The organism is Leptospira ilyithenensis (assembly GCF_004771005.1).
GTDB lineage: Bacteria > Spirochaetota > Leptospiria > Leptospirales > Leptospiraceae > Leptospira_A > Leptospira_A ilyithenensis.
Genome location: NZ_RQHV01000045.1, coordinates 24405 through 38340 on the forward strand (window position 1 = coordinate 24405; position 13936 = coordinate 38340).

Genomic DNA, 13936 nt, shown 5'->3' on the forward strand with positions numbered 1-13936 from the left:
TTGAAAACCAGATCCTTATCCTTCTTATTTGTTTTATCCTTGGGTGCAAGCACCCTGGGTGCCGGTTCCATTTGGATTCCCGAGGAATTGGAACTGGGAAAAGAAGCAAAATCCTGTTACCAACCTATGAAAGATTGGGGAATAGGAATGCTCTCCAAAAACAGTTATGAATTGGAATCCAATACCTTTCAAAACTTTGCCAAAGAATCGGCAAACTTTCGTTTGTCGTCTTTGGCATGTTTGCGGGGTCTTATCAAAAAAGAATCGGACCGCAGTGCCATCCTATCCGGTTATGAAGCCGGTATCGCCCGGGAAGACCATCTCTTTCGTTTGGAGCTGAAAATCCTTACTTCTTCCGAAAGGGATTTTCCACTTACCCCGATTGAAATGAAATCCGTGAAAGATTGGACGGAAACGAGAGTCCAACTTGTAGAAGGAATCAGAAATCTTACGAAAGAAGGCCTCTTGTATTCCGACAAAGATTGGGAAAACAAAAAAGAAAACCTGGAAGAAGAAATCCGGGCTCGTTACGGGAGCCTCGTTCGGGAAAGAGAAAAATTCCTGTTTCGCCTTTCCATCGAATCCAGAGCATCTTATCTGAATTATTTAGCAAAATTTACGGAGAATTCATTATGAAACCCAAGTTAGGAATCGCATCCGACCATGGAGGATTTGCACTCAAAGAATTCCTTAGGAAAAGCCTGGAGGAAAGTTTTGAAGTGGTCGATTATGGTACAAAGAGCGAAGCTTCTGTTGATTACCCGACCATCATCGGGGATGCCTGCCGAAAAGTTTTGGCGGGGGAAGTACCTAGACTCATCGCCCTCTGCGGAACAGGAATCGGCGCCTCGATTGCGGCAAACCGAATTCCCGGGATCAGAGCGGCACTTTGCCATGACGAATTCACTGCTGAAATGTCCCGCAGACATAATAATGCAAATGTGATCGTTTTGGGAGGGAGAGTTCTGGGAACAGATCTGGCTCTTCGGATTGTACAAAAATGGATAGATACGGATTTCGAGGGTGGCCGTCACGAACGGAGATTGGGTTTGGTCGAAGAACAAAAACCCTAATCAGTTTATTATTTTTGACATTCCATTTGGATGCCAAGGAAATTGTCCACCTAACACAGACTCAATTATCAGACTGGAAACGAATTGATGCAATCATCGAAACAAAACCAGGCAAAAAAGAAATCATTCGTGCGGGAGAGAACACTCCCAAAAACAAAGAATTGTTTTTGGACTTTGAAGGAGAAGTAAGTTCTCCTGAACGGAAGGAAGAAGTATTTTCCAATTCCGGATTCAAATCTCCCAAATCGGTTTCAATCCTATCTTCTTCCTACATTATAGATGAAAAACATTCTTTCTTCGGAAAAAGATCCGCTTATTTTTCGGGAAAAAGAAATCAAATCCATGTTTCCGTATCCGGCTCACCTCTATTCGGCACCAACCCTGAATCTTTTTCCATCACTGTCCCTATTCTCATCAGCGAACAAGGCGCAAGCTCGGTCGTTCTGGACAGAACCGTTTTTATCAAAGGGAAAAAATACGGATTTAGTTTGGAAATAGAAGAAAACAAACCGGTGTTTTATGCGAACAATCTATTTCAAACCTCCAACGGATCCACCGGAAGCGCGGAAGTCAGATCCAATATCTCCATTCCCAGAAAAGAGTGGCATGTTATCTCCATTTACTTTGACGTAAATGAAATGAAGTTCGGTCTTTATCAGAACGGTTATGAAACTGCAAGTTTTGAAGGAAACACATCAAAAATAACAGGCATTAGCTTTCCGGAGCATGACTCCACAAATTTGGTCATCGGCAAATCTTTTTTCGGGAATATGGACGCAGTTCATATTCACAAAGGGGAACCGATGGGAAACAAAGACTATTCCCGATTTGCAAGAGTGAGCTATTCCGATGAAACCAAACTGGCAAGTCAAAATGGCAGTTGGATCATTTCACCGATTTATACTACGGAACATAGTTTTGCGAGCTTAATGCAATTTGAAGCTTCTTTCGAAAAACCGAAGGACACTCAAGTGGGTATATATTTTCGGGGAAGCAATCGCAAATTTTCCGAATCCCAAACCCACATCCCTTGGATTCGGATTGAAGATGGAAATAAAATTCCTTCTAGTTTGGAAAAATTCCGTTTCCACCAATGGAAAGTTTGGCTGCGATCCGATCCGGAAGGAATGGCTTCTCCTTCGTTCCATGCATTCCAGTACAAAGTGAAAGAAATCATTCCTCCGAATATTCCCACAGGATTCAGAATTGCCGAATTTTCACCTTTGGACAAAAATATCTGTTTTGCCTGGAACTCTAACCATGAAAGAGAAGTTCAAAACGGTGGAGGTTATATGATCCACTACGGAGTAGAACCGAATCGAATGATCGGAACTTTGTTTGTCAAAAACTCTCAAACGGAAGGTTTGAAATCCATTGATGGGAAAACTGAAAACAACGATTATAAAAATCTGAAATTCTGTGCGGATGAAAGCACTTTACTTGCCAATATTTATATCTCCGAATCGGATGCGCCGAATTTGAGTAAAACGTTGGAAGATTCTAAATTTACCGCCAACAGGGAAAGAAGAGGCGCTTTATTTCAATCGGGGATTTCTTATTATTTTAAAATATCAGCTTACAACCGTTATCACGACGAGTGGGAAGGGAGAGATCAGAAAAGCGATCTATCCGGTCCGATTTCAGTTCATTTTCCGAAAGAGGTTTCGCAAAGGTAGTTTGGATTCCGGGAAGAGATTTTCTTTCGCTGTCTCAAAATACAGAACCTCTTCCATTCCGGAAAGTAAAGCGGTAGAAGACTCGACGGAAAGCAAATGGAACAGTGAGGTTACATTTGCTGTATGCACATTCCCTGCCAAAATTTCCAAAGTTTCCTTATCGAAGGAAAGTATCTCTTCCACGATTTCGTTTACCAAATGGAGAAAACTTCTTTCCTTTTCTTTTTGATCTTTCGGAAATTCGGAAAATACATTTAACACGGAATATACGGAAGTATACAATTGATGGTGCTCGTGAATATAGGACTCGAGTATCGGCAGAATTTTCTTATTTTCCTCATTCCATAAAAGCGCTTTCCAAACGGATGAAGAGATGTAAATTTTCAATCCAATAACTCCGTAATCGTCCGAAGCGCTTTGATTCGGGTGAAGTCCGATTTTTGAGTGATTTCATTCCGAAGCGCAAGCCGAAGGAGTTCCCCTTGCGAAATTCCTCTTTTGTCCGCTTCATTTTTTAAAAGCAAAATCTCTTCTTCGGAAAAAAGAATTTGGAATCGTTTGTCGATCTTTGCCATTATTCCTCCTCCTCCAGTTCCTTTTCCGCCTTTTCGTATTTTCTCCAAAACAATTCGGCATCCTTCCATTGTCCGAGAGATTCATACAATGCCGCGATATTATAATAACATTCGGTGAGTCTGTAATCCAGCTTCACAGCTTTTTGAAACAATTTGATCGACTTCTCCTTGTTATCCGAAAACCATTCGCTGAAAGCCCAGAGATAATACCATCTGCCTAAATTGGGATCTCTAGGACGAACTTTTTCCAAATGCAATACATTCTCTTGAAATATCTTTGACGCCTTATTATAATTGCTTTGGATAGCTCTGGTTTTGTTGATTCTTGATTCTATATTTTCATCGTTTCCGGGAACTTCCAAGTCAGTTCGGTATAACAATGCTTTGGCATATACCAATTTAAAATACAATTCGTTCGGACTGATTGTCAGGTATTTTTCCAAATAAGGAATGGATTTTGTTTCCTCATCTGACCTATGATATTCGAATATTTGTTTTTTTAAAATGGTCGTTTCTTCCTTGCGTTTGGAAGGAGCGGCCAACGCAACCTCCGTAACGAAACAGAAACCTAAAAACAATTTAAAGATATAGGTAGTAATTTTCACCGTCATCTGGATATTTCATAAACTTACATTCGTAAGGAAACGGATACAAATGGAGTAATTTCTCCAAGGTATCTTTCATATTGGCTTCGCTGATGATCAAAAAAGAATTGGGGGAACTTTCGATGACTCGGTCATTGCTTTGCAAAACATCCGCAACTTTCGCCAAAAGCGAAGCTTTTTTGGTTTCATTCGAAACGGAGGGATGATAGTTTTCCCACATAACACGAGATACATGAGCAATTCTTTTTCCCCCCAAAGTTGCCTGTAGGAAAGAACGAACCATCCAAGACAAACTGTCTTCAAACAAATCGGGAGTCTTTTCTTCTTTTTCCAACAGAGTATTCAAAGCAGGGATCAGTTGTTTTAACTTTTCACCGATCATTCTTTTATGCGAATCCAAAAACTTTTCCTTTTCGGATTTATTCAAAAGAACGAGAAAAAGTCCGGGAAATCCGTAAGAATCCAACTTAAAGGAAACAATCGTTTCAATTTGAGCTAGTATTTCCCAGGAGAATTTTTTGGAGATGAACTTGTCCTGTCTTACCTTTTCATCAATGTCAACCCAGGAAAACCCTGTTTCATCATAATCGAAAAAGGAATCATTATGAAGAAATATCATATTGGATCTGGTATTGTAATCCAAACCGAAAGAAATCTGACTATGATAAGAACCGATGGTGTCGTTTAAAAACAAAAATGAAAATCGGGGGGATCCGAGTCTGCTTATAAAATTGCGGGTATATTCGACAATGCCGTCCAAAGAAATTCCGTCCCCACGATAGACCCGATCCAAAAGCGAATATTCGAATTTTTTTTCTTCCTGGATGGGCCAATTCAACGACTGTGCTTCGTTAGGTTGTTTGAAGACCTCTTCCGTGGTCTCTTGGGATATGACTTTCTTAACAAGATCCTTCAACTCGGGATTGAAAATGGATTCCCTTTTTTTCTGAATTTCCGGCGCGAAAGATTCCTTTCTATTTTTCCATAAAACCGGAGGAATGTATTGATGGATTTGTTTTTTCACAGTTTCTTTCCCAGGATAGAAAGAAGTCGGTAACTCTGCAATCGCTTCTTTTTTAGGGATCGTATTTTCCAAATTCGAAGCAACCGATTCCACTTTATTTTCCTTTCTTTCTTCTATTATAATATGATCTTTCGTCGGATCGATTTCCAAAGGAACAAATTCTTTCGATTCGTCAGTTTTCGTATTTAAACTTGCAGTCTGATAAACATTTTCATAATCCGCTTCTCCGACTTCAGGAAGAGAAAAGAGTTCTTCTTCCTCGGTCTCTTTTTTCGTAAACATTTGAAATTTAAAAAAACCGAAAACCAAAAGTAGCGGTATAAAAGTTATATAAGACCAAACGGTAACAAGAGATAAAACACCTTCCGTTTTAAATATAAAAAGCCCGTCCAAATGACCTTTGGTTTCGGCGGAAGCGGACACATAATAAGAACGAAATAAAACTTTTAAAATGGAAAAAGAACTGACTCCGGACTCAATATGTTTTGCACCTGAAACCAATTCCTCTTCCCAAAGTTTGGGATGAAGCAAAAATGATTCGTTGTTTCTGTCTTTTGAAATCCGCAAACTAACGTCAGGATAATAATATTCGTCTCTATCTTTTTCTTTTTTGGCGGAGAAGGAAATTCCGTTCAGAGCAAGCACGACCAAAACCGACTTTTTGTTTTCTTCATTGATAGGAATGATAAAAATATATTCCTTATCATTCTGCAATAAACGGGATGACTTTTCACGATAAACTTCCGTTAGATGACTAATAATCCCCAATCCGAACCGATCAGTAAGAAACCTCATATTTTCTCCGTCCGACCAGGTATAAACATCATTCACTACCGAATCATAATGAAAATTTCTGAAATCTTCCCGTTTGTTTTTACTCGAAGAGAATTGATCCAATACGTTTTTTTCAAGTATCGTCAGTTCGTTTTCCACCTGTTCCAAACGCATATTTGCCCAAGGAATATAATAACGAAAATCGGGAAAGATGGAAAAGGAAGTCTGGTAAAAAGTAATCAGCATCAGATATGATATGATTCCGATGAGTTTGGAGTTGGATAATTCCAAAGGTCTTCCTTTTAAAGACAGATAAATGATGCGTGCAATACAACAAAACGAAATACTTACGCTTACTATCAATAGAAATCGGGAGACAGTCCATTTTGAAAACAGATTTGCATCTTCGATAATATAGACCGAGTATTCTTTGAATTTATATTTATTAAGTAATCCTTCTTCACCGCCGATTTTCCAAGAAATCTTTTTTCCTTCTTTGCCTTGAAAGATACGGAGCAACTCTTCTTCCGTTCTGTCTCCGTTCAAAACGGAAACATCATTCGTATAGAAAATAGTTCCAACCACTTCGTCAAATACCCAAAAATTAAATCCGAACTCCAAATTGGGATTTGATAAATTCGGTTTTGCCATATATGGCAAAGGAAAGGTGATAAAAAATTTACCGTCTTTGGATCTGTAGGCGATCTCTCCGTTTGCCAGATTCCTAGCCATTCCCTTTTCCAGAGGATTCGAATCATGACGGAGTTCGTTTTGAAACACTTCTTTCGTTTCCTGATCGGAATAAACAAGTCTTAAGGACTGATCGTAGACTTTGATCGAACTTATATTCAATCTGTCTTTGATCTTCTTTCCCACCAAACTTCCGTAATATGGAAGTTCGCCTTCCCTCAGATTGAATTCCAGATGTTTTAAATATTCCTGTTTTGTGGCGGAATGATGGATGGCGAGTGCTTCTAAAAATTTTTCTTTTCGGGAGAATTCGTCGAAAAGACTCTCCCAAACCAAAAATACGAAACCTAAAAAAACGGAAAAAAATAGGATTCCCAAGAGAATAGAGGCTTGTCCGAATTTCCGAATCATCTTTACTATTATCGGTGGCATTTTTTGAAATTCGACTCTAGTCCAAGGTACAGATGATATTTTATACATTTTTAGATGGAATCGGCCTTGGGAAATACGATCCGGAGAGAAATCCGTTCTCTAAGTTCGCAGAAGGATTTCTATCTCCCCTCGGTGGCAAATCGCAGGCAGATGCCAAACTCCCCAAACTGGCAAATACTCTGCATTATGTAAAAACGGATGCGCATATGGGGGTTCCCGGACTCCCTCAATCCGCTACGGGGCAAACTGCGCTTTGGACCGGCGTGAACGGGCCGGGCACCCTCGGACGCCATGTCAGCGGGTTTCCTACGATTACTTTGCGGAAGATCATAGCAAAATATTCCATGATCAAGATTCTTTCGGAAAACAAGATCAAAGCGGATTTTTTAAATTGTTTCACGGATCATTACCTTAGGCATGTTCAGGAAAAACCGAAACTGGTTTCCGCTTCAACGCTCATCCAACTAGCAAGCGATAGACCGTTAAAAACGATGGATGATCTGCGAAACGGAAAAGGTCTGTATATGGATCTGACTCATGAAATTTTACGTGATTTTGCAGCTGACAGTCTGCCCAAGGATGATCCTCTTTTGCAGCTCAGAGATCCCAAAACTCTAGGCAACTCCGTATTTTCCATGTTTGGTGATTATGGGCTGACGATTTACGAATATTTTTTAACCGACAAAGTGGGACATGCCCAAGATTGGGAAAAAGCGGAAAAGATCATTCATACCCTGGAAGCGTTTTTTTACGGAGTATTGGAAACGATTGATCCTGAAAAAGATCTACTTATCGTTGTGAGTGATCATGGAAATATGGAAGACCTAGGTCAGAAAAACCACACTGAAAATTCGGTAGCGACTATCCTTTACGGAAAAGACGCGGAAGAATATTCCGAAAATATTCATTCCTTAAAAGATGTAGTACCTATCATTTACAAAAAATTCGGGTTGGATGAGGCTCTGGAAAATTTAGCTCATAATGAGTTTTTTCCGAATTAGACTCGGATTAAAAATCCAAGTCGTTTCCAAAACTATTTGAAGAGCCGGTTTCTTTTTTCTTTTCCATCAAAGGAGAAACGCTTCCTTTTCTTTCCTGATTCAAAGCATCAATGTCCAACCGGCCGGCTTTTTCTTCTTTGCCGGCATCATCCAAATCATCGTTGTCTTTGAACTGATCCAAAGATTCTTTTTTCCAGGCAAGTGCTTTGTCAGTGATGTGGTTCTTAGGATACTTGTCCACGATGGTTTGAAACACGGAAGCTGCCTCTTCAAACTTGCCTTGTCTGAAATAAATCGTTCCCTTTTTATACAAAGACGCCTGATCCAAAGAATAATTGCTATTATTCAAAGTTTTATTCAAATATTCCAAAGATTGGGTTTGTTTACCTAATGCATCATAGGCGGAAGCAATATAGTAGTAGGAATTTTCTTCCACTTGCGGACTGGGGTTCAGAGTTAATGCTTTTTGGAAAAGCTCAATGGATTTCCAATATGTTTTTTTCGTATAAAGGGATTTGGCTTCCGCAAATACGGAATCCTTGTATTCATCCACAACTTTTCCATTCGCACCACTGAGTTGGTTTTCGGTTTCGATGTATTCGTCAAACACATCGAAAGAAGCCCAGTCTTTTCCTTGTTTGCGGAGAGTTCTTCCCCAACCGATTCTTGCTTCCGTATTCGTATTGTCCTCTTGCAAAGCCAATACATAGTTTTTGCGTGCCGGTTCCAATTGTTTGTGGTTATAGCCATAATCAGCTAACGATTGTAAAACTTTTGATCTGAGCTTGGGATTGTTGGAAGAGCGAAGTACTGATTCCAAATGACCCTTTCCTTCCACTTCCTGATCCAATTTCAAAAGTAGATTTCCCAGAGAATAGGAAAGACTATCTCTTTCTTCCGATGTAAGGTTCGGTTTGTTTCTTAAACCTTTGTAAATATCCAAGGCAAGATAATGATCCCTGTTTTTTTCCAGGGCGCGTGCTTGGTTGTATTTGATTCTGAATTCGTAATTTTCCAGACCTTTTTTACCGGCAAGTTCAGAGAATATGGAAACAGCTTTCTCTTTGCTATTCTCGCTTGTCTGTTTTAAGTATTCTTCCCCTTCCGCAATTCTTTCCAAGACGACTTGATTTTGATCTTCTTTCGAGTAAATTGTAGTATGGTAAAATGCAGTGATGATTCCGGCACAAATAAATAAAAAGCCAGCCAATGCAACGATGGAACGATTCATGATTTACCTCTGCCCAGCTTTTCAAGAGTCTGGTTGGTCCAAAATTCTGTACGATCAGGAGAAAAGCTCTTAGCATCTCTCTTCATAAAATATCGGAGAGCTTTTTTATACTCCCCCGATTTTAGGTGACTAATCCCTAAATAAAAATACGCCTTACCCGCCAAATGTGTGTTTTTCTCCCGTTCCAGATATTTTTCCAAACGATCGATCGCCAGTTCAAATTTGCGTTTCATTACCGTCTCTTTCAAAATTCGATTGAGATCGGATTCGGAAAGGTCATAGTCCACTGTGGAAAGATTGTTTTCAAAGCCGGTATCATCTACGAGACCGTCATCTCTTCCTGAAAGAGGTTTGATCTCAGGAGGCACCACACTGTGCTGATTGACCGCAGTGTCAACCTTTGCGGGAGTCTGTTCCGACTGTACGGTCCCTTCGTTGGATGCGAGTTTTGTTTCTTCCGGCTTGTCCAGATCTTTGTTAAAATCATATCTGAAAAAAGAAACATTCTCTTTCAAACTGAAATCTTCGGAAATCACACCAGACTTGACAGTAACACCAAAATACAGCTCAGGAATCTCTTTCAATTCTTTGATATAGAAATTTGTTTTCGGATGATTTACCGATGCTACCTTCACCGCTACTCCCGCTCCGAAAGAAGTAAGCCCTTGATTGAACGGTTTAGTAGATGCATAAACGGAATAGACGGAAGAATCATCGACACCTTCGGGAGGAAGCCAACTCATCACAACGCCTTTCCCTACTCTTTCATAACCAACACCTCGAACATGCAAGGTGCCTTGCGGATCGGGAGGTGCAATGGATTGCGGTTTGCTTTTAGGAGATGCGGGAACGGAATCGTCGGCAATCACCTCTGCGGTATTTTTTCCATTATCCCTAACATAGAATATGCGAATGGAGGATTTTTTATCTTCCAACGGAAGACCTTCTTCCCCGCCCGGTTCTTTGACGGAAACTCCGTAATAGACTGTTTGGGATTTTTCCAAACCTTGGTCGAGAAAACTCACAGTCGGGTGACTTACCTCTGCCAGTTTTTGCGCTTTTTGCATCAACGGCAAACTGGTCATAGGATTGAAAGATCTGTATATGGTATAAATCGTTCTCCCCGATACGACTCCGGGAGGTGCTTGCCAATCAATTCGTACATTCTTCTTTTCTAATGCAGCATGGATATTGGAAACATGGCTTGGTAGTTTTCCGATTCCGGGATCATCGGGAAAACTCGGGAAACCCGGATTGGACACTGTTCCGTCGGGATCTTCGATAGTAACCGGAATAACGGTATAATTTTGATTCGGAAATAATTTAACTTCTCTTTTGCGAATGTCCCCTACCAATACGACTGCGTAATAATAAGTTCCAGGTTTTAAATTATAATCATAAAAAGTTTTGATGGAGTTCGAACCGCCGGTCTTATAACGGCCGAGAGAGTCAGCAACATACAGTTTGTCAGGCGAATCAATCACAACATTGGCACGGGCAACAATTACTTCTCCTTCTTCTCTAGGAGGTTCCCAGGCAAGAAAAGTTGATTTTTTATCAGAAAGAATATTGGCTCTAATTACTCGTGCCGACGATGGATAACGCCCCTCTTCAAAAATAGCCTGGGTTGCCAAAGGAAAAAAAGAGAGAAATAGCAAAGCTCCCGAAATCCATTTTTTAAATGAGACCACCATAGTTTCATTTTCGGTCTCCCGGCCGATGGAATTGAATTTTTCTATTGTACTCCCAAATAGATTCTTTGAAAATTGGAATTATGTCGGAAACGGAATACTACAGATCTTTGGAATATCATGAATATTTGCTTTCCAGCCATAGAAGAGAAGTATGCTCTCCGGATGACGTCTTTGCTTTTTTCAATTGGAAGGGTTTGCAAAATCTCGTGGATTTCGGTTCCGGGCTAGGATTTTACTTCAACGAATTTCGAAAATGGTTTCCCGATGTCTGGGTTTGGGCGGGGGAATGCCAGCAAGAGATCATCGATATGATTTTGCGAAGAAAGCTTCTGGAAGGGTTGGAAAAACTCACACCTTTCTACATAGACCAATCCGACCACCCTCTCTTACCCACTTGGATTCCCGTTCCTGAAATCATATTTGCTTCTCTTTCCCTCTCAACATTCCCGAATCCAGGTCTTGCAATGGATGGATTGATTCGTTCCATGAAACAAGGAGGAAGGTTGTTTATTGTGGATTGGGCAAAAACGGAATCCGGATTCGGTCCGAAAATCAACGAAAAGATATCTCTGGATAAAATGAAATTTCTCGCCGAAGAATACAAACTGGACGTTATCAAATCGGGAAGGATATCCGAATTTTTTTACGGAATGGAAGTGAAGGCAAGTCCTTCCTTTATTTACGGTTATTACGATTTGAAAGAGGAAGAGGACGATTCGGATATATTTAAGATGTAATTGTCGTAGTCTCCGCGATCTTTTTAATGATCTCCAAACAATGGTTCCAACTATCTTCGGAATGTTTCAGCTTTTCTTCCGAGGTAAATCCGGATTGAGTCAAACTAAGCGTAACTGTTTCACCTGCTGCCGTTAGTTTATTTTCTATGATTGCATAGTTTTCAGGTGAATAGGGAAGCCCGAAGAATGCAGTGAAATAAGTATATTTGAATAAGCTCGGTTTTTGAAATTCCAAAATCACACCTTTCTCTTCGTAAGCTTTTCCTTCCCACTCTCCTTTAAAAACAAGAGGACTTCCTTTTTTCCAATCAGAAATCGCATCCGTTCCGTAAAGATATTCCTTTATGTATTTTGGGCTCGTGAGAATTTCCCACACCGTCTCCCGGCTTGCTTTGATTTGTTTTTCCATACTAAGTTTTAAATTATGATTTAAGCTGTCGATTTGGTTCATGTTTGGCTCCAAGATAAAGATATACCAGTTTAACGGATTTGGATTGTAAAAACACGACAAAATGGAAAATTATCTATGTGGTGAAGAAAAAAGGAAAACCGACCAGAGGAGTATTGCGCCAAAACAAAGCGGAATTGAAGGCGGAACACGCCAGGTATTTTGCAAGTGAAGACTTGGATTTTTTTATAGAACACTATTGGACCGTTAGGTGGGACTTGAGAAACAAAGATCCGTATCTGGCGGAAACACTTCCCTACCCGAGCATTCATATCGTATTTGACAAAGGAGATTCCAAAATATACGGAATCACCAAGGGAAGGTTTTCTTATCTATTGGAAGGCAAAGGTTCAGTATTCGGAATTAAATTCCGTCCGGGAGCCTTTTATCCTTTTTTTAAAAAGCACGTATCCTTACTGACTGGTAAAACCCTGGGCATTGATCAGGTTTTCAATGTAAACGTATCCCAGTTGGAAATCGAAATTTTCGAAACGGAAGAAGACGATGATCGGATTCCGATTGTAGAGTCCTGGTTGAAAAATCATATCCCGGAAAAAGACCCTAACATACCTTATATCAATTCCATTATAGATAAAATAAAAGAAGATCGGGAAGTCCGGTCGGTAGACCAAATTGTAAAACTTTTCTCCATAGGAAAAAGAAGTTTGCAAAGATTATTCCAGGAATATGTGGGAGTCAGTCCCAAATGGGTAATTCAAAGATATAGACTACATGAGGTAGCGGAGAAAATAGAAAAATCGGAGAAAGTGAATTTTGCAGAACTCGCTTTGGATTTGGGTTATTATGATCAGGCCCATTTTATCAAAGACTTTAAAAATACGATTGGACTTGGTCCCTTGGAATATCTAAAAACTACAAAATGAGCATTCGATTTGTCTTTATTTTTCTAACATCCTGTCTTTGCCTTTACCCTTTTCCAAACTTAGTAAAAGAAATACCCGTTCCCGAAGGTTTTCAAAGAACCAATTTCCCTAAAAACTCGTTTTCCGGTTATTTGCAAAACCTTCCTTTAAAAAAAGAAACAACCGTCCTTTCCTATCAAAAAAAAAATCTGAACGATTGGTATGATATGATTGCCGTGATCGATAAACCGTTGTTATTTCAAGATGACTTGGAACAATGTGCGGATTTTTCCATGCGACTTTGGGCGGATTACCACAAAGAATCGGGAAAACTGGACAAATTGTATCTGTTCAGTTACCCGGGAAAAAAACAGTATTACAAAGATTCGAAAAAAGAATACAATCGTTTTTTAAGAAATGCATTCGCTTCTTCCAATTCCTATTCCTTAAAAAAGGGAGCAAATACGATTGCAAAAGAAAATCTGCAACCGGGCGATTTGTTCGTACAAAATGAAACAGGAGGGATCGGCCATGTTTCCATCATTCTGGACGAAGCAAAAAACAAAGATAAAAAACTCTATCTTATCGGTTTTAGCTTTATGCCCGCCCAGGAAATGCATATAGAAAAATCACCAGCTGACAAAGGTAAGGAGGGATGGTTCAGTTACGAAGGATTTGTGCAACACCTGCAAACTAAATATCCTTACGGAAATCCGGTGTTAAGAAGATTTTAGGCTTTTAAAGACAATCCAGAAAAGTATCTGTTTGTTCCTGATGCGTCGAATGTACGCGCACCGAAATGTTTGCATTCGAAGAAAAAGGAAGAGTCCGCATTCCATTCGAATCATGATATCAGCGCCCTGTCGCCTAAACTGAAATTCGTACTTCTCCCAAGGAAGGACAAAGATCTGGCGCCTCCACGATTTTGAGAACTTCCGGTCCCCGCTTCTACTAGTCACGATTTTTCTCGTGAATACGTGCGTTCTATCGTTTTGATCGGCAAGATCCAAAACAATTGCAGATAATCAAGTATCACAATTGTATATCCGTCGTTTGAACGAATCCGGTATCATATTGATAATCCGTAAAATTTAATAGGAAAATATCATTTTA

At 39.9% G+C, this 13936-nt stretch carries 14 protein-coding genes; 7 read left to right on the forward strand and 7 right to left on the reverse strand.

Annotation, left to right across the window (positions count from 1 at the left end; all coding sequences use genetic code 11):
- The 3 genes from EHS11_RS10105 to EHS11_RS10115 are packed head-to-tail and all read left to right on the forward strand — an operon-like array spanning position 1 to position 2749.
- The gene (locus EHS11_RS10105; protein ID WP_135764294.1) at positions 1 to 636 is read left to right on the forward strand and encodes a hypothetical protein; all 636 of its coding nucleotides are present in this window, start codon (positions 1 to 3) and stop codon (positions 634 to 636) included.
- Positions 633 to 1073, forward strand: coding sequence for a ribose 5-phosphate isomerase B (rpiB, locus tag EHS11_RS10110; protein WP_135764295.1), 441 nt, complete (start codon positions 633 to 635; stop codon positions 1071 to 1073). Before EHS11_RS10105 ends, rpiB begins: the two co-directional genes overlap by 4 nt.
- Before the next feature lie 14 nt (positions 1074 to 1087).
- Complete coding sequence (locus EHS11_RS10115) at positions 1088 to 2749, forward strand: LamG-like jellyroll fold domain-containing protein (RefSeq protein ID WP_246047758.1); 1662 nt, start codon at positions 1088 to 1090, stop codon at positions 2747 to 2749.
- On the opposite strand, the gene EHS11_RS10120 is transcribed toward EHS11_RS10115, so the two are convergent.
- The 4 genes from EHS11_RS10120 to EHS11_RS10135 are packed head-to-tail and all read right to left on the reverse strand — an operon-like array spanning position 2714 to position 6849.
- Positions 2714 to 3136 carry a hypothetical protein gene (locus EHS11_RS10120; RefSeq protein ID WP_135764297.1) on the reverse strand — a complete coding sequence of 141 codons (423 nt, stop codon included), beginning with the start codon at positions 3134 to 3136 and terminating at the stop codon, positions 2714 to 2716. The two genes, EHS11_RS10115 and EHS11_RS10120, sit on opposite strands and share 36 nt — an antisense overlap.
- Positions 3133 to 3324, reverse strand: coding sequence for a ribbon-helix-helix protein, CopG family (locus EHS11_RS10125; RefSeq protein WP_135764298.1), 192 nt, complete (start codon positions 3322 to 3324; stop codon positions 3133 to 3135). The genes EHS11_RS10120 and EHS11_RS10125 overlap by 4 nt, the downstream gene beginning before the upstream one ends.
- On the reverse strand, positions 3324 to 3935 hold the full coding sequence (locus EHS11_RS10130; protein ID WP_246047759.1) for a tetratricopeptide repeat protein: 612 nt from the start codon (positions 3933 to 3935) through the stop codon (positions 3324 to 3326). Before EHS11_RS10130 ends, EHS11_RS10125 begins: the two co-directional genes overlap by 1 nt.
- Entirely contained in the window at positions 3904 to 6849 is a 2946-nt protein-coding gene (locus EHS11_RS10135) for a hypothetical protein (protein ID WP_135764299.1), read from the reverse strand. The genes EHS11_RS10130 and EHS11_RS10135 overlap by 32 nt, the downstream gene beginning before the upstream one ends.
- 32 nt (positions 6850 to 6881) lie before the next feature.
- Between EHS11_RS10135 and EHS11_RS10140 the strand changes: the two genes are divergently transcribed.
- On the forward strand, positions 6882 to 7850 hold the full coding sequence (locus tag EHS11_RS10140) for a metalloenzyme (protein WP_135764300.1): 969 nt from the start codon (positions 6882 to 6884) through the stop codon (positions 7848 to 7850).
- Positions 7851 to 7857: 7 nt separating this feature from the next.
- Here EHS11_RS10140 and EHS11_RS10145 read toward each other — a convergent pair whose 3' ends face one another.
- Together EHS11_RS10145 and EHS11_RS10150 are read right to left on the reverse strand one after the other, a co-directional pair.
- A complete protein-coding gene (locus EHS11_RS10145) occupies positions 7858 to 9081 on the reverse strand; it encodes a tetratricopeptide repeat protein (RefSeq protein ID WP_135764301.1) in 1224 nt (407 codons plus the stop codon).
- Positions 9078 to 10775, reverse strand: a complete 1698-nt coding sequence (locus EHS11_RS10150) for a tetratricopeptide repeat protein (protein ID WP_135764302.1) — start codon at positions 10773 to 10775, stop codon at positions 9078 to 9080. The genes EHS11_RS10145 and EHS11_RS10150 overlap by 4 nt, the downstream gene beginning before the upstream one ends.
- Positions 10776 to 10855: 80 nt before the next feature.
- Between EHS11_RS10150 and EHS11_RS10155 the strand changes: the two genes are divergently transcribed.
- Positions 10856 to 11512: a class I SAM-dependent methyltransferase gene (locus EHS11_RS10155; protein WP_135764303.1), complete on the forward strand. Its 657-nt coding sequence runs from the start codon at positions 10856 to 10858 to the stop codon at positions 11510 to 11512.
- On the opposite strand, the gene EHS11_RS10160 is transcribed toward EHS11_RS10155, so the two are convergent.
- Complete coding sequence (locus EHS11_RS10160) at positions 11502 to 11963, reverse strand: SRPBCC family protein (protein WP_135764304.1); 462 nt, start codon at positions 11961 to 11963, stop codon at positions 11502 to 11504. The genes EHS11_RS10155 and EHS11_RS10160 overlap by 11 nt on opposite strands.
- Before the next feature lie 77 nt (positions 11964 to 12040).
- Between EHS11_RS10160 and EHS11_RS10165 the strand changes: the two genes are divergently transcribed.
- Together EHS11_RS10165 and EHS11_RS10170 are read left to right on the forward strand one after the other, a co-directional pair.
- A complete protein-coding gene (locus tag EHS11_RS10165) occupies positions 12041 to 12844 on the forward strand; it encodes a helix-turn-helix domain-containing protein (protein WP_135764305.1) in 804 nt (267 codons plus the stop codon).
- On the forward strand, positions 12841 to 13557 hold the full coding sequence (locus EHS11_RS10170; RefSeq protein WP_135764306.1) for a DUF4846 domain-containing protein: 717 nt from the start codon (positions 12841 to 12843) through the stop codon (positions 13555 to 13557). Before EHS11_RS10165 ends, EHS11_RS10170 begins: the two co-directional genes overlap by 4 nt.
- Positions 13558 to 13936 lie beyond the last annotated feature (379 nt).

Coding starts and splice junctions, on each gene's coding strand:
- EHS11_RS10155 (WP_135764303.1), top strand. CDS start 10,856: ATGTCGGAAACGGAATACTACAGATCTTTGGAATATCATGAATATTTG.
- rpiB (WP_135764295.1), top strand. CDS start 633: ATGAAACCCAAGTTAGGAATCGCATCCGACCATGGAGGATTTGCACTC.
- EHS11_RS10160 (WP_135764304.1), bottom strand. CDS start 11,963: ATGAACCAAATCGACAGCTTAAATCATAATTTAAAACTTAGTATGGAA.
- EHS11_RS10130 (WP_246047759.1), bottom strand. CDS start 3,935: ATGACGGTGAAAATTACTACCTATATCTTTAAATTGTTTTTAGGTTTC.
- EHS11_RS10150 (WP_135764302.1), bottom strand. CDS start 10,775: ATGGTGGTCTCATTTAAAAAATGGATTTCGGGAGCTTTGCTATTTCTC.
- EHS11_RS10140 (WP_135764300.1), top strand. CDS start 6,882: ATGATATTTTATACATTTTTAGATGGAATCGGCCTTGGGAAATACGAT.
- EHS11_RS10135 (WP_135764299.1), bottom strand. CDS start 6,849: ATGCCACCGATAATAGTAAAGATGATTCGGAAATTCGGACAAGCCTCT.
- EHS11_RS10145 (WP_135764301.1), bottom strand. CDS start 9,081: ATGAATCGTTCCATCGTTGCATTGGCTGGCTTTTTATTTATTTGTGCC.
- EHS11_RS10125 (WP_135764298.1), bottom strand. CDS start 3,324: ATGGCAAAGATCGACAAACGATTCCAAATTCTTTTTTCCGAAGAAGAG.
- EHS11_RS10170 (WP_135764306.1), top strand. CDS start 12,841: ATGAGCATTCGATTTGTCTTTATTTTTCTAACATCCTGTCTTTGCCTT.